The sequence below is a fragment of the Streptomyces sp. NBC_00525 genome, from assembly GCF_036346595.1.
GTDB lineage: Bacteria > Actinomycetota > Actinomycetes > Streptomycetales > Streptomycetaceae > Streptomyces.
Genome location: NZ_CP107834.1, coordinates 3,605,292 through 3,631,312, shown reverse-complemented (window position 1 = coordinate 3,631,312; position 26,021 = coordinate 3,605,292). Strand labels below are relative to the sequence as shown.

Genomic DNA, 26,021 nt, shown 5'->3' with positions numbered 1-26,021 from the left:
TTCGGGGTGGTTCATCACGACTGATCCGCAGGGGGACGCGGCTCGGGGCGGCGCATATGCCGGACGGCGCCTGCGGGTCGCCATTCCGTTCCCGCGCCCCGAACCGCTATGGTCCCCGTCTGGCGGATCGTCGATCGTCGCTCCGCCGCGCCCTCGGGGGGAGGGAAGGAAGACCGAACCCATGCCGGTACCCGAACCGCAGCAGGACTCCGCCACGGAGAACAGCTCCGGCACCGCCCTCACGCTCCTGGTCATCGAGGACGACCCGGCGGGCACCTTCACCGCCCCGGAGCTGTCCGCCGCGGCCGGTGCCCGGGTCCGCATCCGCGCCGCCCGCAACCTCACCGAGGCGGGCCGCCTCCTCACCGACGACGTGGACTGCATCCTGCTGGACCTGGGCCTGCCCGCCGGCACGGAGACCCGGGGCGACCGGGAGGGCGGGGCGGACGGGCTGGCCACGCTCAAGCACGTCCTGCGGATCGCGCCCCGGCACGCCGTGCTCGCCCTCACCGCCGAGGACGACGCCGAGCTGGCCGCCGAGGCCGTCCGCGTCGGCGCGCAGGACTACCTCTTCCGGGGCGAGCTGGACAGCCGGCTGCTGAGCCGCGCCATCCGCTACGCTGTCGCCCGCAAACGCGCCGACGTCGCGCAGCACCAGCTCACCGAGTCCCGGCTGCGCGCCCAGGAGAACGCCTGGCTGGAACGCGGACTGCTCCCCACCCCGCTGCTCGACGGCTCCGACCTGCGCTTCGCGGCGCGCTACCGGCCGGGGCGCAGCCGGGCGCTGCTCGGCGGCGACTTCTACGACACGGTCCGCACCCCGGACGGCACGGTGCACGCGATGATCGGCGACGTCTGCGGCCACGGCCCGGACGAGGCGGCGCTCGGCGTGGAGCTGCGCATAGCGTGGCGGGCGCTGACCCTGGCGGGGCTGTGCGGCGACGAGCTGCTGTCCACGCTCCAGCAGGTCCTCGAACACGAGCGGGAGAGCGAAGAGATCTTCGCGACGCTCTGCACGGTGGACATCGCCCCGGACGGCCGCCGCGCGGGCCTCTGCCTGGCGGGCCATCCCGCACCGCTGATCGCCCGCGACGGACGCGCGGCGCACCTGCTCCCGTACGAGGACGGCGGCCCGGCCCTGGGCCTGCTGCCGCGTGCGCGGTGGCCGCGCCGGCAGGTGGAGCTCGGCGGCTCCTGGAGCCTGATGATGTACACGGACGGCCTGATCGAGGGCCGCGTCGGCGAGGGCACGCGACGGCTGGGCCAGGACGGCATGGTGGCGATGGTCAACCGGCTACTGGACGAGGGGCTGACCGGCGAGGACCTGCTGGAGGCCGCGGTCACGCGGGCCCGCGAGCTGAACGGCGGTGAGCTCACCGACGACGTCGCGGTCCTGCTGCTCGACCGCGACGAGTCCACCGCCCGGCTGCGCCCCGCCGGCGGCGGGGCGCAGCTGAGCATTCCGCGCCCGCGCCCCGGCCGGTCGGCGTCGTCGGCGGGGTCGGTTCAGCGACCGCCGTTGTAGGGGCCGTACGGGCCATCGCTGCTGGAGCCGCCGCTGCGGCGGCCACCGCCGGAGACGGCCTTGAGGGCGGGCCGTACGTCCACGAAGAAGACGATGCTGGCGATCAGCCCGGCGAGCTGGAGGAACAGGAACGGCACCCAGAGGTTCACCGCCACCGCGACGCCGAGGACGATCAGCCAGAAGGACTTCTTCTGCTTGTCCGCCGCGCGGTAGGCGTCCTCGCGGGCGAGCAGGGCCATGACCAGCGCGACCACGGCGAGGACGAGCATGGCCGTGTAGAGCAGCCCGAGGAACGAGTTGAAGCCTTCGAGCAACATGATGTGTACCGCCTAGTCAGTGGGTAACGCCTCGCGGCCAAGGTACCGGGACAACGACCGGGCCACCCGGAATGTGCCCACCCGTCGCCCCGGCACACCTGCCGGGCGCCGGTACGGCTACTCGCCGGCCGGCGGCGTGGCCTTCTTCGCGGCGGGCTTGCGCGCCGGCGCCTTCCTGGCCGCGGTCTTGGGCTTGGCAGCGGCCGGCTTGGCTGCGGCGGGCTTCCCGGTGGTCGCGGTCCCGGCCGGCTTCGCGGCGGTCGCGGGCTTTTCGGCCGGGGCCGCCTCCGCGTCGGCCGGCGCGGCCTCCTCGCGCGGCTCGACGACGACGGCGATCTCGACGATCTCGTCGGCGGTCTCGCCCCGCCACGTCCGCACGGTGCGCTCGCCGTGCTCGGCGACCTTCTCGTACGTCTCGCGGGCCCGCACGGCGTACTCGGCGGCCACCCCGACCCCGCGCAGCGCCAGGTCCTGGGCCATCTCGCCGAGCTTCTTCGGGTCGGTGTCGAGCGCGTCGATCACCTCGGCGACCTTGGCCTGGAGGGTGGCCTGCGCCTCCCGCGCCTGCCCGGCGACCTTCTCCTGCACGGCCTTGGGGTCGGTGTTGCGAACGGCCTCGATGCGCTCGGGCGCCTCGGCACGCAGCTGTTCGAGGAGGGCGGGGACCTTGCGGGCCTGGTTCACGGCCAGGTCGGCGGTACCGGCGGCGAAGTAGAGGGGGGTGGGGTCGGTGAGGGTCTTGCGCAGGTCGTCGGTGATGGCCATGAGGGTGGTCCTCCCGGATCGTCGTGCTCGGTGTGAGGGTGGTCGGGACGTTCAAGCTCTCTCGGCGGCACTGCCGTCGGCGTGCTCCTCGCCTGCCCCCGGGGGCTCGTCGTCCAACCCGTTCTCCTTGCGGAAGGAGGCGTAGATCTGGAGCAGCACGCTCTTCTGGCGCTCGTTGATCGACGGATCGGCGAGGATCACCGCCCGCGTCTCCGACTCGTCCTGCTGCCGCTCGTCCAGAATCCCGGCCCGTACGTACAGGGTCTCGGCGGAGATGCGCAGGGCCTTGGCGACCTGCTGCAACACCTCGGCGCTGGGCTTGCGCAGCCCGCGCTCGATCTGGCTGAGATAGGGGTTGGACACCCCGGCGGCATCGGCGAGCTGCCGCAACGACAGCTGGGCATTGCGACGCTGCTCACGCAGATAGTCGCCGAGACTGCCGACGTTGAGTGAGGCCATACCCCGATGCTGCCCCGCCCCGCTAACTTTTGCAAGCACCCGCTTGCAAAAGTGTCACTACGCCTCGGCGGCACGCGCGGTTTCGTCAGTGCGTGACGATGCAGAAGGGGTGGCCGACCGGGTCGGTGAGGACTCGGGCTCTGTCGCCGTGGGGTTGGTGGGCCGGCTTGCCCGCGCCCAGTTTCAGCAGTCGGGCCTCGGCCTCGTCCAGGCTCTCCGCGACCTTGAAGCAGATGTGGAGCTGCTGGGGCACGTTCTGGTCGGGCCAGCTCGGGGCCCGGTAGTCGTCGACCCGCTGGAAGCCGATGAGGAGTCCGTCGTCACCGTTGAGGCCGGCGAACTCGGCGTTCGACCTCGGGTGAGGTTCACAGCCGGTGGCCGCCTGGTAGAACGCCGCCAGGGCCGGCGGATCGGGGCAGTCGAGCGTTATCGCGATCAGTTCCATGGTCAAAGCCTCCAACTCGTCAACGGTCGTCCGGGACTCTGGCACACTCGCCGGTATGGGGAACATGCCGGTACGACGGCTCGATCTCGGGTACTTCGTCCGGCCCGCGTCCGAGACGGGCGGGCCGGAGCCGCGGGTGGAACCGGTCCTCGCCTATCTGGTCCGGCACGACAACGGGCTGATCCTCTTCGACACCGGCATCGGGGACGCGGGCCCCGAGACCGAGGCGCACTACCGGCCCCGGCGCCGCCCGCTGCGGGACGCCCTGGCGGCGGCGGGAGTCGGCCTCGACGACATCTCCCTCGTCGTCAACTGCCATCTGCACTTCGACCACTGCGGCGGCAACCCGCTCCTCGGCGGTACGCCCATCCTCGTCCAGGACGTCGAACTGGCCACCGCCCGCCGGGGCGACTACACCGTCGACGAACTGGTCGACTTCCCCCGCGCCACCTACGAAGTGCTGTCCGGGGAGGCCGAGTTCTGGCCGGGCGTCCGGGTCGTTCCCACGCCGGGCCACACACCGGGGCATCAGTCCCTGGTCCTCCGTCAGAGCGACGGCACCGTCGTCCTCGCCGGCCAGGCGCACGACTTCGCCTCCCACTTCGCCTCCGACCACCTGGCCCGCCAGGCGGCCCGCGAGGGCGTGGAACCCCCGCTTCCGCCCTACCGCCCGTGGCTGGACCGGCTCGCCGACCTCGACCCGCGCCGGGTGCTGTTCGCCCACGACTGCGCGGTCTGGGAACCGGCACGGCCGCAAGCCCACTGACCCCGACCGCCCCACCGGCCACCCCACCCCGAACACCGCCGCGCTCAGAACACGTCCGGGCACCACGCCCGCCGCGCCGCCCGAAACAGCGTGTCCGCCCGCGCCGCCGCGCCCGGCGTCAGCTCCGCCACCCGGTCCAGCGCCGCCAGCCGCAGCACCGACTCGTCGCCGAGCCAGAGCGTGCTCAGGTCGCGTACGTCCATCGCCAGGTCCGCCGAGCGCGTCGTGGGCGCGCAGGCGGCGCCGTCCGCACCGGCGTCCAGGTGGAAGCGGCCGGACGCGAGGCCCGCCGCGTCCCGGACCTCCAGCACGAGGGAGCCGGGCACCGCGTACGTACGGGCCTCCAGGGCGCGTACGACGTCCAGGACCCGCACCCACAGGAAGTCCGCCTGCGTCACCACGCGCGCCGCGCGCGGGTCCGGCAGCAGCAGCGGCGCCAGGTCGTCGGCGGGGCGCAGGCCGGTACGGATGGTGGAGACCCAGTCCACCGAGCACAGGTAGTGCCACAGTGCCCGCTCCGCCGCCGGGGTCACCGCGATCAGGTCGCGGACCTTCGCACCGTTCACCGGCTGCTTGGCGTCGCTCCAGGTCGCGTCGACGCGGTAGCTCAGCAGGCCGTCCACCGTGCCGTCCGGCCCCCGGTACACGACGTAAAAGGGCTCGACCCAGGGGTGGAACTGGGAGGGCGACTCGCCGGTGGCCAGCTCCCACCAGTGCTCGTCGCGGTCCACCACCCCGTGCCGGGAGGCCCGCAGCCGCTCGTGCAGACCGGGGCCCAGCTTGCGGACCTCCGCGCCGTCCACCAGGTCGATCCGGCCGCCGTCCCCGTCCGCCGGGACCCGGCGCTGCCGGTCGAGGCCGGTGCGGTGGGCGTCGATCTCCCACTCGGTGGCCGTCGTCGCCGGGCCGAACCCGTACCGTCCGTAGATCGGGTACTCGGCGGCGATCAGTGTCGCCGCCACGTCGCCGCGCTCCTTCGCCGCCGCCAGGTCCACGGCCATCATCCGGGTCAGCAGGCCACGCCTGCGGTGCGTGGCGGAGACCGACACGTTGGTGATCGCGTCGGCCGGCACCGCGGCGCCGCCCACCGCCGTCAGCTCCTGGGCGAACGAGCGGAACGTCGCCACGCACCGCCCCCCGTCGAACGCCCCCTGGGTGCGGGCGATGTCCATATGGCTCCGGCGCCCGGCCACCTGCTCGTCGGTGGGCGTCGGCGGCCGCAGGAACCCGGTGTTGAGGGCGCGCAGCCAGTCGGGGAGTTCGGACGGGGCGAGGGGACGGATGTCGAGGTCGGTCATGCGCCTCACGCTAAGGAGCGCGGCGCGGGATGTCGCCTGGTTTTGGCGCGCCTGGTTCGGACACCCGTACGCGGGAAAGGGCGAAGGCTCAGAACACCGCCCGGATCTCCCCCACCTCCGCCGGCCCGCCCAGCAGCGGCGCGCGGCCGATCCGGGCGACCACCGGGGTGTCGACCCCCAGCAGCCCCAGCGCGCGGGCCAGGACCGGGCCCAGCGCCCGCGTCGCGCCGTCGTCGATCTTGAACGCCAGCGCCCTGCCGTCCGCCAGGGCCACCGCCTGGACGGCCTCCGCGCCCATCTTGGACAGCGCGCCCGGCACCTCGCGCATCAGCCAGGTGTCGGGGCGCCGGGTGCCCGCCACGTACTCGGGGTGCGCCCGCATCGCGTCCGCCACCCGGCGCTCCGCACTACCCGGCTCCGCCAGGACGAAACTCCGGAACGCGCGGGCCAGCCCCACCAGCGAGACGGCCATCAGCGGCGCCCCGCAGCCGTCCGTGCCGACGGCGGCGACCGGCTCGCCCGCCGCCTCCTCCACGACCTGGTGGACCAGCCGCTGGAGCGGATGCGCCGGGTCCAGATAACCGGCCAGGTCCCAGCCGTTGACCGCGCAGGCGGCGAGCATCGCCGCGTGCTTGCCGGAGCAGTTCATCGTGAGGCGGTCGCGGACCCGGCCGGAGGCGAGGTACGTCTCCGCCTCCACCGGGTCCAGCGGCAGGTCCGGCGGGGTCTGCAGGTCGTCGGGCGACAGACCGTGCTCGCCGAGCATCTTGCGTACGAGGTCGAGGTGGAAGCCCTCGCCGGAGTGGCTGGCGGCGGCCAGGGCCAGCCGCTCGCCGGACAGGTCGAGCCCGGCCCGCAGCACCGCCGCCGCCTGCATCGGCTTGTTCGAGGAGCGCGGGAAGACCGGGGCCGCCGGGTCACCGAGGGCCAGCTCCACACTGCCGTCCGCGGCGAGCACGACCAGCGAGCCCCGGTGGTGCCCCTCGGTGAAACCGGACCGTACGACCTCGGCCAGCACGGGCAGGCAGGGGGCGGCGTCGGAGGGGGCGGGCGTACGGGCTGCGCTGGGGGTCATGGCGGCCTTCCGGGAACGGGCGGTGGACCCGCCCCCGGAGGGATCGCCTCAAACGAGCAGGTCGTCTACGTGTGCTTCCCCGTCACGGTACCTGCGGGCGATCTCCGCGCCGCACCCGTCCGCCATGCGCTGGAGCCGGTGCCGGCGCCGGGAGACCTGCTGCTCGTAGCGGACGAGGCGCCCCATCGCGGTGTGCAGCTCTTCGTCCGTCCGGGCGTCCAGGTCGGACAGCTCGACCTCGGCGAGCGTCTCGGCCGCGAGCCTGCGGTACTCCGCGCTGCGCGGCGTGGACAGCGTGACGTGCCGGGCGGAGGAGCGCTGCGGGGACGGGGCGTCGGCGAGGATCTCCGACAGCCGGTCCACCACCGGAGCCTCCGGGCCCGCGCGCCGGGCCAGTTCGGCGCGCAGGATGTCGATCCGGCCCTGCACCAGCCGGCGCACATAGCTGAGGTCGGCCTCGTCGCGCTGGGCATCGCGGCGCAGCGCGCGCAGCTCCGGCAGCCGCAGCGCGCCCAGGTCGGGCCGGGCCGCGCCGTCGCCCGCCTCGTCGCCCTGCCCGGTCCGCTGTACGGGCGGGCGCAGGGTGCTGATGCTCGTACCGGGGCCCGTGCCGCCGCTGACGCCGGGACGCGCGACCGGCACTGCGGCCGGGGACTGCCCGGTTCCATGGGTGCTCATGCTTGTGTCCATCCCCTCGACCGGTGCGTCGGCGCACCGCCTCCCGAGCATCGTGCCACCCCGAGGGCCCCGATGAGGTTGCTCTGTACCCGTTCGGCCCAAGATAGGTTGGTCTGTATGCGTGCAGTGGTACAGAGGGTGGATGGCGCGAGCGTCTCGGTGAGGGACGCGGCGGACGGCGACGGGGGTTCCCGGATCGTCGGGGAGATAACCGGCGAGGGCCTGTGCGTCCTGGTGGGGGTCACCCACGGGGACACCCCGGAGAAGGCGGCGCAGCTCGCCCGCAAGCTCTGGTCGGTCCGCATCCTGGAGGGCGAGAAGTCCTGCTCGGACGTGAACGCTCCGCTTCTGGTGATTTCGCAGTTCACCCTGTACGGGGACGCCCGCAAGGGCCGCCGCCCCACCTGGAACGCCGCCGCGCCCGGCGAGGTCGCCGAGCCGCTGGTGGACGAGGTCGTGGCGCGGCTGCGGGCCCTGGGGGCGACGGTGGAGACGGGCCGGTTCGGGGCGGACATGCGCGTCTCGCTCACGAACCACGGCCCGTTCACCGTCATCGTCGAGGTCTGAGCCCCGCTCCGGTACGTCCTACGGCTCGACGACGGTCTCCTGCGCCGCCGCCGTGTCGCCGGCGAGCAGTTCCGCGTCGACCGCCACGTTGCGCTTCACCAGGGCCAGGGCGATCGGGCCCAGCTCGTAGTGGCGGGCGGACGTGGTGACGAAGCCCAGCTGCCGGCCGTCGGGCCCGTCCGACGCGAGCCGGACCGGGGTGCCGGGGCCCGGCAGATGCACCTCGCTGCCGTCCAGGTGCAGGAAGACCAGGCGGCGGGGCGGCTTGCCCAGGTTGTGCACCCGCGCGACGGTCTCCTGGCCCCGGTAGCAGCCCTTCTGGAGATGGACGGCGACGCCGATCAGGCCCAGCTCGTGCGGGATGGTGCGGTGGTCGGTCTCGAAGCCGAGCCGCGGCCGGTGCGCCTCGACGCGCAGCGCCTCGTACGCCAGCACCCCGGCGAGCGGGCCGTGCCCGGCGGCGTACGACTCCAGCTCCGGGCGGGGCAGGAACAGGTCGCGGCCGTACGGCGTCTCGCGTACGACGGACCCCTCCGGGACCTCCGCGATCGAGCCGGCCGGGAGGTGCACCACCGCGAAGTCCTCGGTGCGGTCGGCGACCTCGACCCGGTAGAAGAACTTCATCGACTCCAGATAGGCGATGAGGTCCTGGCGCGTTCCCGGTTCGACGTGCATCCACACCTGCTCGCCGTCGTCCACGAGATACAGGGCGTGCTCGATGTGGCCGTTGGCGCTGAGGATCAGCGCCTCGGTGGCCCGGCCGGGAGCGAGGTCGGTGACGTGCTGGGTGATCAGGAGGTGCAGCCAGGCCAGCCGGTCGCTCCCGGAGACGGTGACGACACCGCGGTGCGAGAGGTCGACCAGGCCCGAACCGTCGGCGAGGGCGCGCTGCTCGCGGAACAGGTCGCCGTAGTGCGCGGCGACGCCTTCGTCGCGGCCCTCGGCGGGGACGGCGCCGGGCAGGGACAGCAGGGGGCTCTTCATGCGCCCAGCCTACGACTGGTGCTCAGGCCCCGGCCGCCGGTGCGGGCCCGTCCTCCGGCCCGGCGGATTCCGCTTCCGGCCGCGCCGCCTTCGCCGTGCAGTCGGCGCAGCGGCCGAAGATCGCGAAGTGCTTCATGTCCGTCTCGAACCCGAACGCGCCGCGCAGCTTCTCGGTGAACTCCGCGACGACGGACACATTGGCCTCGATGACGTCCGAGCAGTCCCGGCACACCAGATGGATGTGGTGGTGGCGGTCGGCCAGGTGGTACGTCGGGGCGCCGTGGCCCAGATGGGCGTGGCTGACCAGCTCCAGCTCCTCCAGGAGCTCCAGCGTCCGGTAGACCGTCGAGATGTTCACGCCCGACGCGGTCCGGCGCACCTCGCTGAGGATGTCGTCGGGCGTCGCGTGTTCGAGCGTGTCGACGGCTTCCAGGACGAGCTGGCGCTGCGGCGTCAGCCGGTAGCCGCGCTGCCGGAGATCGGTCTTCCAGTCGGTGCTCACCACAGACCCAGTGTAGATCCGGGCGGCGGGCCCGTTCGGCGGAATCCGGGGCTACTCGGAGCCGGCTGCTCGGAGGTGCCTACTTGAAGAACGCGATCCCGTCGTCCGGCAGGTCGCCCAGGCTCTTCGCCATCGCCTCGACCTCCTCGGGCGTGACGGTCTTCTTCAGGTGCGCCGACATGTACGGGCGCAGTTCGACCTCGGGCGTCGCCTTCTCGCCGACCCACATCAGGTCGCTGTTGACGTAGCCGTAGAGCCGCTTGCCACCGCTGTACGGGCCGGAGGCCGCGGTACGGGCGACCGCGTCGGTGACGAGGTCGATCTGCGGCTTCTTGTCGGCCAGCTCGCCGTACCAGATCTCGATGACGCCCTGGTCGCGGGCCATGACGACCTCGACCTTGCGCTCCTTGTCGATGCGCCAGTAGCCCGTCTCGGTCTCCAGCGGGCGGACCTTGTTGCCCTCGGCGTCGAGGACCCAGGAGTGCGAGGTGTACTCCAGGAAGTCCCGGCCGTCGTGGCTGAAGGTGACCTCCTGGCCGAAGTTGCACTTCTCGGCGCCGGGGAAGTCGGAGACGCCCGCGCCCACCCAGTTGCCCAGGAGGAACGCCAGCGGGACGAGGTCCGGGTGCAGGTCGGACGGGATCTCGATCATGAGCGGCTCAGTCGATCTGTGAGGCGGGAGGCGGGAGGGCCGGGAACGGGCGGGTGGGGCAGGTGGTCAGCGCTGACCCTGGTACAGCTTCTTCACGGTCACGGCGGCGAAGGCGAGGACGCCGACGCAGACCAGGACCAGCAGGGCGGAGAAGAATGCCTCAAGCACGGAGAGCTCCTCGGACGAGCGGTAGGGCGCGGTACAGGGCAGTACCGGACCGGGCCCCAGCCTAATGGGTGGGACCCGGCCCCGCCGTTCCGGGGCGTCCGGTCAGCCCAGGAGCTGGTTCTGCAGGATGACCGTCTGGTGGAACGGGACCCGGGGCGTGCCGCCGGCGCCCTCGCGGGACTGGACGACGAGGGCGAGCGTGTCCCCCGCGATCACGTAAGCCTCCCGCACCTGCGCGGAGCCGTAGGGCTTCGGCTCGACGTAGACGTAGGAGGCGGTGGTGTCCACCTTTCCACCGCCCTTCCAGCTTTCGTCCAGCTCCAGGTCCCCCTGGGTGTCGAGCGGCGGGTCACCGGGCGACGACGACCCGATGAACCGCGCGTCGCGGAACGCGTCGGCGTCCTCCGCCGAGCCGAACCGCAGCAGGTAGATCCGGTTCGACGTGCCGTCCGGCATGGTCCAGCCGCGCGCCGCGATGTGCCGCAGGGTTCCCTCCTCCAGGCGCGTGACGATGCTGGGCCGGGCGCTTTCGTGGAACTCTGAGGCGAACCGCTCCGGGGTGACCCAGCCGCCCTTGAGCTTCTTGTCCACCGTGGCCCCGGCCGGGGCGGGCAGCAGCAGTTCGCGCAGGTCGGCGTAGTGGATCTCCAGCGGGTTGCCGTCGCTGCCGGGGCGCGGTCTGTCCGCCGGGAGCGCCGGCAGGCTGAGCTTCGGGTAGTCCCAGCGCCCGTCGCTCTCGGTGGCCAGGCCGGGCACGTCCGTGCGCTCCATCGACGTGATGCCGTACGCCGTACCCGCCCCGACCGCACCGAACACCAGCACGGCGGTGGTCCACCGCGCCACGGCACGCAGCATCCGGCGCGGGGGCCGGGGCACCGGGACCGCGGGCGTGGCCGTCTGCTCGCTCATATGTACTCCCCCGGGGACGTGATGTGGTTCAGCTGGTCCTTCACCAGTTCGGCGACGTCCGCCTTGCGGAAGGGCGCGGTCCCGGACGCCGAGAAGGTGACCATCACCTCGCCCTCGTACGCCATGCAGAACATGCCCTCGACCCGCCGCTTGCCCTCCTTGGGGTTGAGGAAGCAGGAGGCGTTCCGCCGGTGGCCGTCGATCTTCGGGCCGTCGCGCAGGACGCCGATGCTGTCGAGGAGCTCGTGCCGGAAGGTGTAGAGGTCCCGGACGGCCTTCTTGTCCTTCATCCGCACCAGCTGCGTGTCGACGACCAGGTCGTTGTCGTCCGAGGCGTACGTGCGCACGGCCAGTCCCTGGACGTGCAGTTTGTCGACGCGCTTCTCGAACTCCCGCCGCTGCCGGCCCGACAGGCCGCGCCCGCTGTCCTTCATCTCCGCGGTGGCCGCAGGACCGCTGATCTCGGCGTCGTTGCCGTACGTGCCCGAATCGGGGCCGAGCCGGAAGCCCGACGGTACGGGCAGCAGCAACTTGCTCAGTTCGGTGCTGGACCGGCCCCGCTCGATGTCACCGGCGGGGTCCTTGGCCGGCTCGTGCGCGGGTTTCTGCCACAGCCGGGTGGGAACGGTGCGGTCCGCGCCGTCGACGGTGACCTTCGTGTACGCGCCCGCGCCGGCGACGGCGGCGAGCACCAGGACGACGGGGAGGGCCGCGAGGGCCACCCGCCGCGCCCGGCGCTTCCGTACGGGAGCGGGCGCGGGGACGATCGCCGGTTCCGGGGCCGCCGTGGGCTCGGGCGTGTTCTCGTCGCTCACAGGCGCTCCAGCTGTCGCTCGGCCAGCGTCCGGATGTCCTTCTTGCTGATCGGGGCGCTGTCGTAGATGTGGATGTCGACCATGACGTCGCCCCGGCTGAAGATGGCCCTGGCCCGGTAGAAGGGCAGGTAACCGGCCTTGCGCTCGGCCGGGAAGAGGTAGTAGCGGCCCTCGGCGCTGCCCTTGATCGCGGTGCCCTCGTTGCCGGCGGCCCGCTTCCCGGGCATGTACGAGCGCTGATCCTCCGCGTGCGCGGCGGCGGCGGCGCCCGAGCTGAACTGCACCAGGTACACGTCGGCCGCGCGGTACTCGCCCTTCTTCCAGGACGCGCCCGCGACCCGGCGGAGGCCCTGGTCGAGGAGATCGCCGTACATGTACTCCGCGTTCTCGAAGTTCATGGCGTAGTTCTCCACCCCCAGCCACCCGTCCTGGGAGAGAGCGGTCAGGCCCTTGTCATCCTTCCAGCCCTTCGGCCGGGGCAGGATCAGCTTGCGCAGGTCGCCCTCGGTGCGGACCTGGCGGTCCTGCGAGGCCGGCAGCGGGGCCGGCTCCCTGCCCGCGGGCAGCGCCTTCGCCGGGTACGCGAGACCCGGCTGCGAGAGCGCGGCGAGCGGCGTCGGGGCCCGGTCCGCCTGTACGCGGTACCCGGCGGCGACGCCACCCGCCAGGCCGAGGACGGCCGCGGCGGCGATGATCAGGGTCGTACGCCCGCGCGGGCGCCGCTTCACGACGGCGACGGGCTCCGCCTCGGACTGCGGTTGCTCCCCCTCCTCGGGCTCGGCCGTGCCGGCGGGCAGTTCGGGCTGCCCGTCGGAAATGCTGTCTTTCAGATGCAAAATGGGTCCCCCCACGAGACCTTGAAGCACGAATTCCGTTATCCGCCCACACAACTGACCCATAGGTTCGGGGTGGGGTTGTGCGGGCAACGATTACAGTTCCGTATATGCCGAAGAAGCTCGTGATCAAGGTGACCGCAGGTGCCGATTCCGCCGAGCGCTGCTCGCAGGCGTTCACCGTGGCGGCGGTGGCCGTCGCCAGCGGGGTGGAGGTTTCGCTCTGGCTGACCGGGGAATCGGCGTGGTTCGCGCTGCCGGGCCGCGCCGCCGAGTTCGAACTGCCGCACGCCGCGCCGCTGCCGGACCTCATCGAGTCCATCCAGGCGGGCGGCCGGATCACGCTGTGCACGCAGTGCGCGGCGCGGCGCGACATCACCGAGAAGGACGTCCTGGAGGGCGTGCGCATCGCCGGGGCGCAGGTCTTCGTCAGCGAGGTCATGGCCGACGACGTACAGGCGCTCGTCTACTGAGCGCACGGTCGGCGGGGCCGGGTGCCGCTCAGCGGCGCCGCCTCCTGCCGTCCAGCTCCTCCCACCACGCGTCGGACTCCGGGTCGCCGGTGGCGCCGCCGCCCCTGCCGGGCCGGACGCCGGGCCGGGCGTCATCGGGCGGCTGCTCCCGCCCCGCGCCCGGCTCGTCCCACCAGCGGTCCTCGGGCCCCTTGCGGTTGCCCACCATCGCCGCGACGGGCGGGATCACCATCGCGACCACGCACATCGCGATGGCGGCGGGCATCGACCAGAGCCTCACGAAGGCCCAGGCCGAGACGAAGAGGACGAGACATACGCCCATCAGCAGGAAGTAGGCGCGCCGGCGTCGGCGGTACATGTCTCCAGCGTAGGCCCGATCGGCCCGTGCGGGCAGCACGAAGGGCCGTACCCGTGCCAGGTAAGCGTCCAAACCCCCTGGGGTACGGCCCTTCGGCCGGTCATCGGCGTCGCCGGGTGCCGTGTCAGACGGCGATGGCCACCTCGGCCAGGCCACCGGTCTGCGCGACGACGGTGCGGTCGGCGGTGCCGCCGGGGACCAGCGCGCGCACGGTCCAGGTGCCCTCGGCCGCGTAGAAGCGGAACTGGCCGGTCGCCGAGGTCGGGACCTCGGCCGTGAACTCGCCGGTCGAGTCCAGCAGGCGGACGTAGCCGGTGACGGGCTCGCCGTCGCGGGTCACGCTGCCCTGGATGGTGGTCTCACCGGGCTTGATCGTCGAAGCGTCGGGGCCGCCGGCCTTTGCTCCACACATGGTTCAGTCCTTCGGGTCGGTGGTCATGCTGGTCGTTGGCGGGCCGGCGGGTGCCGGCCCGGTGGCACGGGGCCTTACTTGTTGGCGCCGAGCTCGATCGGCACGCCGACGAGGGAGCCGTACTCGGTCCAGGAACCGTCGTAGTTCTTGACGTTCTCCTGGCCCAGCAGCTGGTGCAGCACGAACCAGGTGAGCGCGGAGCGCTCGCCGATGCGGCAGTAGGCGATGGTGTCCTTCGCCAGGTCGACCTGCTCGGCCTCGTAGAGGGCGCGCAGCTCGTCGTCCGACTTGAACGTGCCGTCGTCGTTGGCGTTCTTCGACCACGGGATGTTGCGGGCGCTCGGCACGTGGCCGGGGCGCTGCGACTGCTCCTGCGGGAGGTGGGCCGGGGCGAGCAGCTTGCCGCTGAACTCGTCGGGCGACCGCACGTCGACCAGGTTCTGGGTGCCGATGGCCTTCACGACGTCGTCGCGGTAGGCGCGGATCGACTCGTCCTGCGGCTGGGCCTTGTACTGCGTGGCCGGGCGGGACGGGACCTGGTCGCCGTCCACCAGGTCGCGGGAGTCCAGCTCCCACTTCTTGCGGCCGCCGTCGAGCAGGCGGACGTCCTGGTGGCCGTAGAGCTTGAAGTACCAGAACGCGTAGGACGCGAACCAGTTGTTGTTGCCGCCGTAGAGGACGACGGTGGTGTCGTTGGCGATGCCCTTGGCGGACAGCAGCGCCTCGAAACCGGCCTGGTCGACGAAGTCGCGGCGGACCGGGTCCTGGAGGTCCTGGGTCCAGTCGATCCGGATCGCGTTCCGGATGTGGTTCTTCTCGTACGCGGAGGTGTCCTCGTCCACCTCCACGAGGGCGACCTTCGGGTCGTCGAGGTGGGCCTCGACCCAGTCGGCGTCTACCAGGACGTCACTGCGGCTCATTCTGTTTCTCCTCCGGGGCAGTCTGCGGCGAGATGGTGCACGGATCGTGCGTGATGCGGATGTGCGGGGCGCGGGCCGTCCGTGTCCACGGGCGGCGGGCGCGATGGCCCCGACGTACGGTCGAAGGGCCGGCGAACGCGGGAGATGTCCCGCTCAGACAGTGCGACAGAGCATGGCGGCGACGCGGCACAGGTCCACTGCCCGCCGCTTCGTGAGGTCCGCCCGTCCCCGCTGTGGGAGACCGCTAATAGAGCACTGCATGGGTCCGATCGTAGGGATGTACGGGCGGACATGTCACCGTTGTGTCGCATTCTGAGACAGGATCGTCCGTAGTGCGGGATAAGCGACCGCTCGGACGGCCCCGGACACGCCGGGCGCCACGCCGGGACGATGGGCCATCTGCGGACCGGACGCGGCCGTCTCACTATGTGGGTGAGCCCCTGCCCGCGCACCGTTCCGGTCAACCCGCCAGCCGTACATCGCTGCCGGTCACCGCGATCTCCAGGCCCTCGGCGGTCGGCTGGATCTTCTCCAGCCGCAGGCCGTTCGGCAGCCCGCCGACCTGGCGCTCGAAGTCGGTCTTCTCGCGGACCAGCCGCTCCAGACCGGGGATGCCCTCACCCGGCACCTTGTCCGCGTGGACGCGGACGGTGCGGCCGTCGATCAGCGTGACGGTGGACAGCACGCTGCGCGAGACCGTGCGCCCCAGCATCGGGATGACGACGGTCCCGGTCACCTTCACCTTGCCCTTGCCGCCGTACTCGACCGTGACCCCGTCACTGGCGGCCTCGGTCAGGTCCTCGTACGAGATGACCGCCGTGCCGGTGGCGCGGGCGGCGGTGGCGCCGGAGAAGCCGTCGGTCAGCCGGACGTCGCGCAGTTCGGCGTTCATGGTGGAGATCCGCAGCGAGCGGCCGCCGGCGCGGGTCTCGACCCCGGTGAGCCTCACCTCGACCTCGTCCAGCTCGGAGCCGGCGACCTGGGTGAGGAACGGGAAGCCCTTGATGGAGATGTCGGTGGACCCGATCCGCGCGCCCTCGACCTTCACCCGGCCCTCGGCCTGCGACTCGGCGACGTACACCGCCACCCGGTCCACGGCGATGAACAACGCCGCCAGGACCGCCAGGACGATGACCGGTATTCGCAGTGCGCGCATGCTGTCTCTTCCCCCACCTGCCGTACCCACGGCCCCCCGGGGCCCGCGAGCCTCCTGTCGACCGCACGGCACGTCCCCGCGAGAGCGACGAACGAAAGCCCCCCAACGGTTCCCCGCGGAGGGCTTCGTCATGCGTACGACGGGCTACGTTTCCGAGCGGTACGGACCTACGCCAGGACGCGGCCCAGCAGGTAGACGGCCGGAGCGGCCGCGGTCAGCGGCAGCGCCACACCCGCCGTCATGTGGACGAAGCGTGACGGGTAGTCGTAGCTGGCCGTCCGCAGCCCGATCAGCGCGCACACCCCGGCCGCGAGGCCCAGCAGCGCGCCCTTCGCCCCCAGATCGGTGACCGCCCCGGCCACCGCGCCCGCCCCCGCCGCGACGGCCAGCGCCGCCACCGCCGTGACCGGCTCCGGCAGCGGCAGCGCCCGTACGACCACGGCGGCGGCCACGGCGACCGCGCCCACCGTCACGGCGTCCGGCACGGCCGCGAGGTGCCCGGCCGCCAGCACCGCGAGCGCGGCGGAGGCGACGGTGGCCATCAGCCCCTGCATCCGCTCGTCGGCGCCCGCCCGGCTGCGCAGCTGGAGCACCACGGTCAGCAGCACCCACACGCCGAGCGTGCCGATGATCGCGGCCGGACCGTTCTCCCGGCCGGCCGCCAGCAGCGCCACATCGGCCACCAGACCGCCGGCGAACGCCAGCGCGATGCCCTGCCGGGCCGGCCACATGCCGTTGAGCCGGAACCAGCCCGCCGCCGTCACCGCCTGGAGCAGCACCAGCGGCACGAGCAGGGCGTACGAGCCGATGGCCGCGCCGAGCGCCAGCAGCAGCCCGAGCGCCGCGGTGATCGCGGCCGGCTGGATTCCCGGCGCGATGATCGGGGAACGCCCCTCGGCCCGGGCGCGCTGCGCGTCGGTGATCCGGGCGTTGCCGAGGGTCGTGGCCGGCCCGTACCCGTCGGTGGCGGCGTTCACACCGGGCTCGGGTGCCGGTTCGGGCTCCGGACGGACCTCCGGCGGCAGCGGATACGAGCCCGTGCCGAGCGGGGCCGCGTACTGCGGGGCCTGATACTGCGGGGCCTGGTACTGCGGAGCCTGCGGCGCGGGCTCCGCCGCCGGGACGGGCGGCTGGTACTGCGTGTCCCAGGTCTGCCCCTCCCACGTCTGCGCGGCGACCCCCTGGCCGGACGGGGCGGCCGGATACCCGTAACCCTGCTGCGGCTGCGCGTAGGCGTCCTGTCCGTACGCGTCCTGTCCGTAAGCGTCCTGGGCGTACGTGTCCTGCGCGTAGGGCTGCCGGCCGTACGGCTGCTGCGGCTGCTGCGGCTGCTGCGGCTGCTGCCCGTACGCGTACGGGTCCTGGTACGCCTGCTGTCCCTGCGCCGGGTCGTACGGATGCTGCTGATCGCTGTTGCTCATGTGCTGCGGTTCACCCTCCTGCGAACGGCGGGAGCACCTCGACCGTGCCGCCCTCGGCAAGGCGTACGGTCTCATGGCTGCGGGTCCCCACGGGGTCGCCGTCGATGAGGAACGAACACCTCAGCAGCACGCGGCTCAGCTCACCGGGGTGCCGTTCGCGCACCGCGTCGAGCGCCTCCTGGAGGGTCGCGGCGGCATACGGCTCCTCCGCGGTCCCGGCCGCGGCCTTGGCGGCCGCCCAGTATCGGATCGTTCCGGCGGGCATGGCGGCGCTCCTTTCGTCCCATTCGGTCGGTGCCGGTTCGGGGGGCACCGGCTGCCCATCATCGTTCACGCCCGGACCGCCCAGTCGGCGATGCGGGTGAGCAAGGTCTCGTCGGCCGCGTTCTCCGCGTGCCCCATGCCGCGCTCCAGCCACAGTTCCCCCGCGTCGCCCGCCGCGGCGGCCAGCATGCGGGGGTGGTCGAGCGGGAAGTACGGATCGCGGTCGCCGTGCACGACCAGCAGGGGCGCCGGGGCGATCAGGGCGGCGGCCCCGACCGGGGAGAGCGGGACCGGGTCCCACGCCCGGTGGTGGATGCGGGTACCGAATCCGTAGCGCCCGACGAGCCGCCCCTCCGGCCGGGTCACCATCCAGTGCAGCCGGCGCATCGGAGCCGTACCCCGGTAGTACCAGCGCGCCGGAGCGCTCACGGACACCACCGCGTCCGCCCCGCCCGGGTACAGCGCGCCGTGCCGCAGCACCACCGAGCCGCCCATCGAGAAGCCCGCGGTCACCACCCGCCGGTGCCCGAGCGAGCGCGCCCAGTCGACGGCGGCGGCCAGGTCGAGCACCTCGCGGTCGCCCACCGTGGACAGTCCGCCGGAGCCGCCGTGGCCCCGGAAGGAGAACGTCACCACGCCCGCGTACCGGGAGAACGCGCGCACGGCCCGCCGCACGGCCGGGCGGTCCGCCGAACCGGTGAACCCATGCGCGACGACGATCGCCGGCCCCGGATCACCGGCCGGGGCACCCGCGCCGTTACCCGCCGTACACGGGTCGTACACCGCCTCGATCCGGGTCCCGTCGTCCGCACGCAACACGGCCCGCACCGGACCGCGCGTGACCGAGCGAACAGGGGAATCCGGAATTCTCCCCTCGGACACAGAACTCATGTGGGTTATTCTCCTGTGAAGAGGACTCGGGCAAAGCAGCCCCCGAGTCCTTTTGTGCTTTCCGGGACGTTGTTACGGCGACGTTTCGACAAGCTCAGCGGAACCAGCGTACGAAGCAGAGCCGCATACTCCCCCGGACCCCCGTCCGGGAGTGCCCCTCTCGCAGGGAACGAGGAGAACCGAGTCATGGGCGAGCCGACCGAGCACGAGCAACGACCGACGAACCGGGCAGGTGGGCGGCGATGAGTGCCCTGCTGCTCCTGACGAACGCCCTCCAGCCCTCGACGGAGGTGCTGCCCGCTCTCGGCCTCCTGCTGCACAGCGTGCGCGTGGCGCCCGCCGAGGGACCCGCACTCGTGGACACCCCCGGCGCCGACGTCATCCTCGTGGACGGGCGCCGCGATCTGCCCCAGATCCGCTCGCTCTGCCAGCTGCTGCGCTCCACCGGGCCCGGCTGCCCGCTGATCCTCGTCGTCACGGAGGGCGGGCTCGCCGCCGTCACCGCCGACTGGGGCGTCGACGACGTCCTGCTGGACACGGCCGGCCCCGCCGAGGTCGAGGCACGGCTGCGGCTGGCGACCGGCCGGCAGCAGATCGGCGCCGACGACTCCCCGATGGAGATCCGCAACGGTGATCTCTCGGTGGACGAGGCGACGTACAGCGCGAAACTCAAGGGCCGGGTACTCGATCTCACGTTCAAGGAATTCGAACTGCTCAAGTATCTGGCGCAGCATCCCGGCCGGGTCTTCACCCGCGCCCAGCTGCTCCAGGAGGTCTGGGGCTACGACTACTTCGGCGGTACGCGGACCGTGGACGTGCACGTACGGCGGCTGCGCGCCAAGCTCGGCCCCGAGCACGAGTCGCTGATCGGCACCGTGCGGAACGTGGGTTACCGGTTCGTCGCTCCCGAGAAGACCGAGCGGCCGGCCGACGAGGACAGGACCGCCGCGCGGGGTGTCCCCCGTTCGGAGCAGCCGGCCGTAGCCGACGTCACGGAGAAAGCCCCGGTCCGGCCTGCCAAGAGGTAGTTCCATCCGCGTAGACTGCGGCGCGTGGCCAAGGTGACGCGGGACGATGTGGCGAGACTGGCGGGGACGTCCACCGCGGTGGTCAGTTACGTCATCAACAACGGACCCCGGCCGGTCGCCCCGGCCACGCGCGAGCGGGTGCTCGCCGCGATCAAGGAGCTGGGTTACCGGCCCGACCGGGTCGCCCAGGCGATGGCCTCGCGACGGACCGATCTCATAGGGATGATCGTGCCGGACGCCCGGCAGCCGTTCTTCGCCGAGATGGCCCACGCGGTCGAACAGGCCGCCGCCGAGCGCGGGAAAATGGTCCTCGTCGGCAACTCCGACTACCGCGACGAGCGCGAGGTCCACTACCTGCGGGCCTTCCTCGGCATGCGGGTCTCCGGCCTGATCCTGGTCAGCCAGGGCCCCAGCGAGCGCGCCGCCGCCGAGATAGAGGCGTGGGACGCCCGCGTCGTCCTGCTGCACGAGCGCCCCGAGGCCATCGACGACGTCGCCGTCGTCACGGACGACGTCGGCGGCGCCCAGCTCGCCACCCGCCACCTCCTGGAGCACGGCAACGCGTACGTGGCCTGCCTCGGCGGCACCGAGGAGACCCCCTCCGTCGGCGACCCGGTCGCCGACCACATCGAGGGCTGGCGCCGCGCCATGCACGAAGCGGGCCGCAGCACCGAGGGCCGCCTCTTCCAGGCCCCCTACAACCGGTACGACGCCTACCGGGTGGCGCTGGAGCTGCTCTCCGGCCCCGACAGGCCCCCGGCGATCTTCTGCGCCACGGACGACCAGGCCATCGGCGTCCTGCGGGCCGCGCGCGAGCTGCGCATCGACGTGCCCGGCGAGCTGGCCGTCGCCGGCTTCGACGACGTGAAGGAAGCCGGGCTGACCGATCCGCCGCTGACCACGGTCTTCTCGGACCGCCCGGCGATGGCGCGGGCCGCGGTGGACCTGGTCCTCGACGACTCGCTGCGGGTGTCCGGATCGCGCCGGGAGCGGCTGAAGCAGTTCCCCTCGGCGCTGGTGGTCCGCCGCTCGTGCGGCTGCGGGAAGCCCACGGACCGCGCCCTGCCGTAACGGGCCGCCGCACGGGCGCACCGGACCGGCTCCTCCACCGGCGCACCGGACCGGCCTTTATATCGGGCATACGCACTTCTGCCGGGCTTCTCAGGGCGTACTCACGCTCCTCTCATCTTGGCCGGACAGTCTCAAGGGCATGACAGAGAGCCAGCGCCCGAGCGGCGAGTACCCGATGTACCCCTCGTACGGCAACGGCGAGGCGGCCTACCCCCCGCCGCCGTCGTACCAGCCGGTCCCGCCCGCCGCGCCCGCCCCCCGGCGCCGGGCCCGCAGGCCCGTCGCGCTCCTCGCGGCGGTGGCCGTCGCGGCGGCGATCGTCGGCGGCGGCACCGCCACCGTGATCGGCCGGCTCACCGACGGCGGCGCCCCGACCGCCGCCGGGTCCGGCGTCGTACCGGGCACCACCGTCTCGCAGACCAGCAAGGGCACCGTGGCCGGTGTGGCGGCGGCCCTCTCCCCGGCCATCGTGGAGATCGGCGCCACCTCGACGGCCGGCCAGTCCACCGGATCGGGCGTGATCATCACACCGGACGGCGAGATCGTCACCAACAACCACGTCATCGCGGGCGCCTCGCAGATCGAGGTCACCCTCAGCACCGGGAAGACGTACACCGCGGACGTCGTCGGCACCGACGCCGACAAGGACCTCGCCCTGATCAAGCTCCGGAACGCGAGCGGGCTGAAGACCGCCACCCTCGGCGACTCCTCGAAGGTCGCGGTCGGCGACCAGGTCGTCGCCATCGGCTCCCCCGAGGGCCTGACCGGCACCGTCACCAGCGGCATCGTCTCCGCGCTCGACCGCGACGTCACGGTCGCCAAGGACGGCGACAGCGGCCAGGACCAGCGGCAGGGCGGCGGCCGGCAGTGGCCGTTCGAGTTCGGCGGACAGCAGTTCAACGGCAGCACCGGCGAGTCCACCACCACGTACAAGGCCATCCAGACCGACGCCTCGCTCAACCCCGGCAACTCCGGCGGCGCGCTCATCAATATGAACGGCGAGATCATCGGCATCAACTCGGCCATGTACTCGGCGAGCTCCGCCAGTGGCTCGGGCGGCTCCGCCGCCGGCAGCGTCGGCCTCGGCTTCGCGATCCCGGTCAACACCCTCAAGGCCGACCTCGACACCCTGCGCGCCGGCCACGGCTCCTGACGCGGACGGGGCTGAGAAACTGGGCCCGCCCGGCCCCGTACCGCACGAGAAGAGGACGAGACAGCGATGAGCCCCGCCGACGACGATCCGCAGCGCATCCTCATCGTCGACGACGAGCCCGCCGTACGCGAGGCACTGCGGCGCAGCCTCGCCTTCGAGGGCTACGGCACCGAGGTCGCCGTGGACGGACTCGACGCGCTGGCCGCGGCGGAGTCGTACGACCCCGACCTCATCGTCCTGGACATCCAGATGCCCCGCATGGACGGCCTGACCGCCGCCCGCCGCATCCGCGCCACCGGCGCCACCACACCCATCCTGATGCTCACCGCACGGGACACGGTCGGCGACCGCGTCACCGGGCTCGACGCGGGCGCCGACGACTACCTGGTCAAGCCGTTCGAGCTGGACGAGCTGTTCGCCCGCATCCGGGCCCTGCTGCGCCGCAGCTCGTACGCGACGGCCGCGGGCGGCCCCGTCCCCGACGACAACGTGCTCGCCTTCGCCGACCTGCGCATGGACCTCGCCACCCGCGAGGTCACGCGGGGCGACCGGCGCGTGGAGCTGACCCGGACCGAGTTCACCCTCCTGGAGATGTTCCTCGCGCACCCGCGCCAGGTCCTCACCCGCGAACAGATCCTCAAGGCCGTGTGGGGCTTCGACTTCGAGCCCAGCTCCAACTCCCTGGACGTGTACGTGATGTACCTCCGCCGCAAGACGGAGGCCGGCGGCGAACCGCGCCTCGTCCACACCGTGCGCGGTGTGGGGTACGCGCTCCGCTCCGGCGGGGGCGACGGATGACGGCCACCCGGCCGGGCCCCCTGGGCCGCATCCGCGCGCTGCCGCTCCGTTCCCGCCTCGCCCTGCTGGTCGCCACGGCGGTCGCGGTCGCGGTCGCGGCGGTCGCGGTGGCGTGCTGGTTCGTGACGCGGGAGCAGCTGGAGGAGCAGCAGGACGCGACCCTGCGGAGCACCGGGGTCGACGAGCGCTATCTGAACCAGCTGTACGACTACTGCCAGGGCACCGGCCAGGTCCAGCCCCGCCCCTACTCCGGCTTCACCGTCCAGCTCATCACCGCGCAGGGCGGGGTCTGCCTCGCGCCCGACTCCTCGCGGCTCCCGGTGGGCACGGCCGACCTCGCGGTCGCGAACCGCCGGGAGCCCAGCGCGATGCACACCGTGACCGACGTCAAGGGCGTGCGGATGCGCGTCTACACCGCTCCCGTGAAGGCGCCCGCGGGCCTCGCCGTCTCCATCGCCCGGCCCCTCGGCGAGATCGACAAGCCGCTGTCCAGGCTCGCGTGGGTGCTGCTGCTCGTCGGCGGCATCGGCGTCGTCGGCGCCGGCGCGGCCGGGCTCTGGGTGGCCCGGTCCGGGCTGCGCCCGGTGGACGAACTCACCCGCGCCGTCGAACACGTCGCCCGCACCGAGGACCTGACCGTCCGCATCCCCGCCGACGGCGAGGACGAGATCGCCCGGCTGTCCCGGTCGTTCAACTCGATGACCGCCTCGCTGGCCACCTCCCGCGACCGGCAGGCGCAGCTCATCGCGGACGCCGGCCACGAGCTGCGCACCCCGCTCACCTCGCTGCGGACCAATGTGGAGCTGCTGGCCCGCAGCGACGAGACGGGCCGCGCCATCCCGCCGGACGACCGCAGGGCGCTGATGTCCTCGGTCAAGGCGCAGATGACGGAGCTGGCCGCGCTCATCGGCGACCTCCAGGAACTGGCCCGCCCGGACGCCGCCCAGCCGGGCCCGCTCCAGGTGGTGGCCCTGCACGACGTCACCCGCGCCGCGCTCCGGCGCGCCCGGCTGCGGGGCCCGGAGCTGACGATCACGGAGGACCTGGCCCCCTGGTACGTACGGGCCGAACCGGCCGCCCTGGAGCGGGCGATCGTCAACGTGCTGGACAACGCGGTGAAGTTCAGCCCGGCGCGCGGCACGATCGACGTGGTGCTGCACCGGGGCCGGCTCACGGTCCGCGACCGCGGCCCCGGCATCCCCGCCGACGAACTCCCGTACGTCTTCGAGCGCTTCTGGCGCTCCCCGTCCGCCCGCCAGCTGCCGGGGTCCGGGCTCGGCCTGTCGATCGTGGCCCGTACGGTCCGGCAGGCGGGCGGCGAGATCTCCCTCCGCCCGGCGGACGGCGGGGGCACGGAGGCCGCGATCAGCCTGCCGGGCGCACCGCAGCCGCCGCCGGGCGGAGTGGAGATGTGAGCGCGGCCGCTACTTCACGACCGTGATCCGGTCCGCCGCCGGCGGGGTCAGCGGGGCCGAGGCCGAGGAGTGCGCGGCCAGGTAGGCGTTGAACAGGTCCAGGTCGGAGGCGCCGACGAGCTTGTCGGTGCCCTGTCCGAGCGCCGCGAAGCCGTCACCGCCGCCCGCCAGGAACTCGTTCATCGCGACGCGGTACGTCTTGCCCGGGTCGATCGCCTCACCGTTCAGGCGGATCGTTTCGGTGACGACGCGGTCCGCGCCGGACTTCGTCATGTCCAGCGTGTAGGTGAGCCCCTTCGAGACCTGGAGGATCTTCGGGCTGGCCTCGTTCGAGCCGCTGACCTGCTGCTGGAGGGCGGTGACCAGCTGGGCGCCGGTCAGGTCCACGACGTTCATCATGTTGGTGAAGGGCTGCACGGTGAACGCCTCGCCGTAGGTGACGACGCCGTCGCCCTCGCCGCCGGACGCCTTGTACACCAGGTCCGAGCGGATGCCGCCCGGGTTCATGAGGGCGACGACCGCGCCGCCCTTGTCGGCCGGGGCCAGTCCTTCGAGCTGGGCGTCCGCGATGAGGTCGCCGAGCGGCTTCTCCAGGGCGGTGGAGCCGCGGCCGTTGATGTCGGCGGAGATGTAGCCCTGCGGACGGTTGGAGACCGGGGCCGCGAGGGCGTTCCAGCGGGCGATCAGGTCCGTCATGTCGCGGGCGGGCTGCTGGTCGCGGCTGACGATGTGGTTGGCCGCGACCGGGTTCGACGGCTGCGGGCCGTGGTGCTTGGAGCCGTGCTTGCCGCTGCCCTTCACGGCCGTGCGCACGATGTCCTTGGTGCGCCGGTCGTACGTGAGCGTGGTGTCCGTGTACAGCTTGCCGAACGAGGCGGCCGAGGTGACCAGGCGCGGGTTGCCGGCCGGGTCCGGGATCGTGCAGACGTACGCCTGGTGGGTGTGGCCCGTGACCAGGGCGTCCACCTTGGGCGTGATGCCCTTGGCGATGTCCGTGATCGGCCCGGAGATGCCGTCACCGGCGCCCGGGCTGTCGCAGTCGTAGTCGTACGCGGAGGAGGCGGGCGCGCCGCCCTCGTGGATCAGGGCGACGATCGACTTCACGCCCTGGCGGTCCAGCTCCTTGGCGTACTTGTTGATCGTCTCGACCTCGTCGTGGAACTTCAGCCCCTTGACGCCGTTGGCCGTGACGATGTTCGGCGTGCCCTCCAGGGTCACCCCGATGAAGCCGATCCGGACGCCGTTCTTCTTCCACACCGTGTACGGCTTGAGGATCGGCTTGCCGGACTTCTCGTCCGTCACATTCGCGGCGAGGTACGGGAAGTCGGCGCCCCGGAAGGTCCTGCCCTCCTCGTAGCACCCCTCGACCGGGTGGCAGCCGCCGTTCTGGAGGCGGGCCAGCTCGCCGGCGCCCTCGTCGAACTCGTGGTTGCCGACGCTCGTCACGTCGAGGTCGAGCTTGTTCAGCGCCTCGATGGTCGGCTCGTCGTGGAAGAGGCCCGACAGCAGCGGGCTCGCCCCGACCATGTCGCCGCCGGCGGCGGTGATCGAGTACGGGTGGCCCTTGCGGGCCTCGCGCAGCGAGGTGGCGAGGTACTCCACGCCACCCGCCGGGACCTGCTTCACGGTGCCGTCGGGCTGCGTCCGGTTGACCGTTCCGGCCGAACCGGCCGGCGGCTCCAGGTTGCCGTGCAGGTCGTTGAAGGACAGCAGCTGTACGTCGACGGTCCGGGCCGGCGTGTGGTGCCCGTGGCCATGGCCATGCCCGTGCCCGTGGCCGTGCCCGCGCTCCTGGGCGCCGGCCGGCATGGCGGCGACCAGCGCGCCCACGGTGACGAGACCGGCCGCGGCGGCGAGCACCCGCCGGGACGCGCGGTTCTTCTGCGGTGTCGCTGACATCGAT

31 protein-coding genes are annotated in these 26,021 nt (G+C 72.7%); 9 read left to right on the top strand and 22 right to left on the bottom strand.

The genetic code is table 11. The features are described 5' to 3' along the window. The first annotated feature begins 181 nt into the window (after positions 1 to 181). Positions 182 to 1,525, top strand: a complete 1,344-nt coding sequence (locus OG710_RS16015) for a PP2C family protein-serine/threonine phosphatase (protein WP_330239928.1) — start codon at positions 182 to 184, stop codon at positions 1,523 to 1,525. Here OG710_RS16015 and OG710_RS16010 read toward each other — a convergent pair. The 4 genes from OG710_RS16010 to OG710_RS15995 form a co-directional block, all read right to left on the bottom strand. Further along, the gene (locus tag OG710_RS16010; protein ID WP_111336577.1) at positions 1,507 to 1,842 is read right to left on the bottom strand and encodes a DUF2516 family protein; all 336 of its coding nucleotides are present in this window, start codon (positions 1,840 to 1,842) and stop codon (positions 1,507 to 1,509) included. The genes OG710_RS16015 and OG710_RS16010 overlap by 19 nt on opposite strands. Positions 1,843 to 1,959: 117 nt before the next feature. Further along, entirely contained in the window at positions 1,960 to 2,607 is a 648-nt protein-coding gene (locus OG710_RS16005; protein WP_330239927.1) for a hypothetical protein, read from the bottom strand. A gap of 51 nt (positions 2,608 to 2,658) precedes the next feature. Continuing rightward, positions 2,659 to 3,066 (bottom strand): helix-turn-helix domain-containing protein, encoded by a 408-nt coding sequence (locus OG710_RS16000; protein WP_330239926.1) that lies wholly within the window; start codon positions 3,064 to 3,066, stop codon positions 2,659 to 2,661. 85 nt (positions 3,067 to 3,151) lie between these two features. Continuing rightward, entirely contained in the window at positions 3,152 to 3,511 is a 360-nt protein-coding gene (locus OG710_RS15995; RefSeq protein WP_330239925.1) for a VOC family protein, read from the bottom strand. A 55-nt stretch (positions 3,512 to 3,566) separates the two neighbouring features. Here OG710_RS15995 and OG710_RS15990 point away from each other — a divergent pair, with 55 nt between their 5' ends. Next, a complete protein-coding gene (locus OG710_RS15990) occupies positions 3,567 to 4,277 on the top strand; it encodes an N-acyl homoserine lactonase family protein (RefSeq protein WP_330239924.1) in 711 nt (236 codons plus the stop codon). 44 nt (positions 4,278 to 4,321) lie between these two features. Here the strand turns inward: OG710_RS15990 and OG710_RS15985 are convergent, their stop codons facing one another. The 3 genes from OG710_RS15985 to OG710_RS15975 form a co-directional block, all read right to left on the bottom strand. Then, entirely contained in the window at positions 4,322 to 5,575 is a 1,254-nt protein-coding gene (locus OG710_RS15985; RefSeq protein ID WP_330239923.1) for a GNAT family N-acetyltransferase, read from the bottom strand. A gap of 88 nt (positions 5,576 to 5,663) precedes the next feature. Next, positions 5,664 to 6,650 carry an asparaginase gene (locus OG710_RS15980; RefSeq protein WP_111336565.1) on the bottom strand — a complete coding sequence of 329 codons (987 nt, stop codon included), beginning with the start codon at positions 6,648 to 6,650 and terminating at the stop codon, positions 5,664 to 5,666. Positions 6,651 to 6,698: 48 nt separating this feature from the next. Further along, on the bottom strand, positions 6,699 to 7,328 hold the full coding sequence (locus OG710_RS15975; RefSeq protein WP_330239922.1) for an RsiG family protein: 630 nt from the start codon (positions 7,326 to 7,328) through the stop codon (positions 6,699 to 6,701). Between the two features lie 117 nt (positions 7,329 to 7,445). Here OG710_RS15975 and dtd point away from each other — a divergent pair, with 117 nt between their 5' ends. Then, positions 7,446 to 7,895, top strand: a complete 450-nt coding sequence (gene dtd, locus OG710_RS15970; RefSeq protein WP_330239921.1) for a D-aminoacyl-tRNA deacylase — start codon at positions 7,446 to 7,448, stop codon at positions 7,893 to 7,895. A gap of 18 nt (positions 7,896 to 7,913) precedes the next feature. Here dtd and ygfZ read toward each other — a convergent pair whose 3' ends face one another. The 6 genes from ygfZ to OG710_RS15940 all read right to left on the bottom strand — a co-directional run bounded on the left by ygfZ (position 7,914) and on the right by OG710_RS15940 (position 12,761). Continuing rightward, entirely contained in the window at positions 7,914 to 8,879 is a 966-nt protein-coding gene (gene ygfZ, locus OG710_RS15965; protein WP_330239920.1) for a CAF17-like 4Fe-4S cluster assembly/insertion protein YgfZ, read from the bottom strand. Positions 8,880 to 8,901: 22 nt separating this feature from the next. Next, on the bottom strand, positions 8,902 to 9,384 hold the full coding sequence (locus OG710_RS15960; RefSeq protein ID WP_330239919.1) for a Fur family transcriptional regulator: 483 nt from the start codon (positions 9,382 to 9,384) through the stop codon (positions 8,902 to 8,904). Between the two features lie 76 nt (positions 9,385 to 9,460). Continuing rightward, complete coding sequence (locus OG710_RS15955) at positions 9,461 to 10,033, bottom strand: FABP family protein (RefSeq protein ID WP_330239918.1); 573 nt, start codon at positions 10,031 to 10,033, stop codon at positions 9,461 to 9,463. 270 nt (positions 10,034 to 10,303) lie between these two features. Next, positions 10,304 to 11,110 carry a hypothetical protein gene (locus tag OG710_RS15950; RefSeq protein WP_330239917.1) on the bottom strand — a complete coding sequence of 269 codons (807 nt, stop codon included), beginning with the start codon at positions 11,108 to 11,110 and terminating at the stop codon, positions 10,304 to 10,306. Continuing rightward, entirely contained in the window at positions 11,107 to 11,925 is an 819-nt protein-coding gene (locus OG710_RS15945) for a hypothetical protein (protein WP_330239916.1), read from the bottom strand. Before OG710_RS15945 ends, OG710_RS15950 begins: the two co-directional genes overlap by 4 nt. Next, positions 11,922 to 12,761, bottom strand: coding sequence for a hypothetical protein (locus OG710_RS15940; RefSeq protein ID WP_330239915.1), 840 nt, complete (start codon positions 12,759 to 12,761; stop codon positions 11,922 to 11,924). Before OG710_RS15940 ends, OG710_RS15945 begins: the two co-directional genes overlap by 4 nt. A gap of 107 nt (positions 12,762 to 12,868) precedes the next feature. Between OG710_RS15940 and OG710_RS15935 the strand changes: the two genes are divergently transcribed. Continuing rightward, positions 12,869 to 13,231, top strand: a complete 363-nt coding sequence (locus OG710_RS15935) for a DsrE family protein (protein WP_330239914.1) — start codon at positions 12,869 to 12,871, stop codon at positions 13,229 to 13,231. 28 nt (positions 13,232 to 13,259) lie between these two features. On the opposite strand, the gene OG710_RS15930 is transcribed toward OG710_RS15935, so the two are convergent. From OG710_RS15930 to OG710_RS15900, 8 genes are all read right to left on the bottom strand, one after another. Then, positions 13,260 to 13,589, bottom strand: a complete 330-nt coding sequence (locus OG710_RS15930) for a DUF3099 domain-containing protein (RefSeq protein WP_330239913.1) — start codon at positions 13,587 to 13,589, stop codon at positions 13,260 to 13,262. 124 nt (positions 13,590 to 13,713) lie between these two features. Beyond that, positions 13,714 to 14,001 (bottom strand): DUF1416 domain-containing protein, encoded by a 288-nt coding sequence (locus tag OG710_RS15925; RefSeq protein ID WP_018101653.1) that lies wholly within the window; start codon positions 13,999 to 14,001, stop codon positions 13,714 to 13,716. 74 nt (positions 14,002 to 14,075) lie between these two features. Then, the gene (locus OG710_RS15920; RefSeq protein ID WP_330239912.1) at positions 14,076 to 14,921 is read right to left on the bottom strand and encodes a sulfurtransferase; all 846 of its coding nucleotides are present in this window, start codon (positions 14,919 to 14,921) and stop codon (positions 14,076 to 14,078) included. A gap of 153 nt (positions 14,922 to 15,074) precedes the next feature. Continuing rightward, positions 15,075 to 15,182, bottom strand: a complete 108-nt coding sequence (locus OG710_RS31320) for a putative leader peptide (RefSeq protein ID WP_353962123.1) — start codon at positions 15,180 to 15,182, stop codon at positions 15,075 to 15,077. A gap of 199 nt (positions 15,183 to 15,381) precedes the next feature. Continuing rightward, positions 15,382 to 16,077, bottom strand: coding sequence for an LmeA family phospholipid-binding protein (locus OG710_RS15915; RefSeq protein WP_330239911.1), 696 nt, complete (start codon positions 16,075 to 16,077; stop codon positions 15,382 to 15,384). Between the two features lie 167 nt (positions 16,078 to 16,244). Further along, the gene (locus OG710_RS15910; RefSeq protein WP_330239910.1) at positions 16,245 to 17,498 is read right to left on the bottom strand and encodes a hypothetical protein; all 1,254 of its coding nucleotides are present in this window, start codon (positions 17,496 to 17,498) and stop codon (positions 16,245 to 16,247) included. A gap of 10 nt (positions 17,499 to 17,508) precedes the next feature. Next, on the bottom strand, positions 17,509 to 17,763 hold the full coding sequence (locus OG710_RS15905) for a MoaD/ThiS family protein (protein WP_239225225.1): 255 nt from the start codon (positions 17,761 to 17,763) through the stop codon (positions 17,509 to 17,511). Positions 17,764 to 17,828: 65 nt separating this feature from the next. Further along, positions 17,829 to 18,653, bottom strand: coding sequence for an alpha/beta hydrolase family protein (locus OG710_RS15900; protein ID WP_443064264.1), 825 nt, complete (start codon positions 18,651 to 18,653; stop codon positions 17,829 to 17,831). A 242-nt stretch (positions 18,654 to 18,895) separates the two neighbouring features. Here OG710_RS15900 and OG710_RS15895 point away from each other — a divergent pair, with 242 nt between their 5' ends. The 5 genes from OG710_RS15895 (at position 18,896) to OG710_RS15875 (ending at position 24,118) form a co-directional block, all read left to right on the top strand. Beyond that, complete coding sequence (locus OG710_RS15895) at positions 18,896 to 19,681, top strand: response regulator transcription factor (RefSeq protein WP_111336537.1); 786 nt, start codon at positions 18,896 to 18,898, stop codon at positions 19,679 to 19,681. A gap of 24 nt (positions 19,682 to 19,705) precedes the next feature. Continuing rightward, positions 19,706 to 20,752: a LacI family DNA-binding transcriptional regulator gene (locus tag OG710_RS15890; protein ID WP_111336535.1), complete on the top strand. Its 1,047-nt coding sequence runs from the start codon at positions 19,706 to 19,708 to the stop codon at positions 20,750 to 20,752. Between the two features lie 139 nt (positions 20,753 to 20,891). Then, entirely contained in the window at positions 20,892 to 21,905 is a 1,014-nt protein-coding gene (locus tag OG710_RS15885) for a S1C family serine protease (protein WP_330239909.1), read from the top strand. A 66-nt stretch (positions 21,906 to 21,971) separates the two neighbouring features. Continuing rightward, the gene (locus tag OG710_RS15880; protein WP_111336531.1) at positions 21,972 to 22,703 is read left to right on the top strand and encodes a response regulator transcription factor; all 732 of its coding nucleotides are present in this window, start codon (positions 21,972 to 21,974) and stop codon (positions 22,701 to 22,703) included. Further along, the gene (locus OG710_RS15875; protein WP_330239908.1) at positions 22,700 to 24,118 is read left to right on the top strand and encodes a HAMP domain-containing sensor histidine kinase; all 1,419 of its coding nucleotides are present in this window, start codon (positions 22,700 to 22,702) and stop codon (positions 24,116 to 24,118) included. The genes OG710_RS15880 and OG710_RS15875 overlap by 4 nt, the downstream gene beginning before the upstream one ends. Positions 24,119 to 24,127: 9 nt before the next feature. Here OG710_RS15875 and OG710_RS15870 read toward each other — a convergent pair whose 3' ends face one another. Continuing rightward, on the bottom strand, positions 24,128 to 26,017 hold the full coding sequence (locus OG710_RS15870) for a bifunctional metallophosphatase/5'-nucleotidase (protein ID WP_330239907.1): 1,890 nt from the start codon (positions 26,015 to 26,017) through the stop codon (positions 24,128 to 24,130). Positions 26,018 to 26,021: the final 4 nt, after the last annotated feature.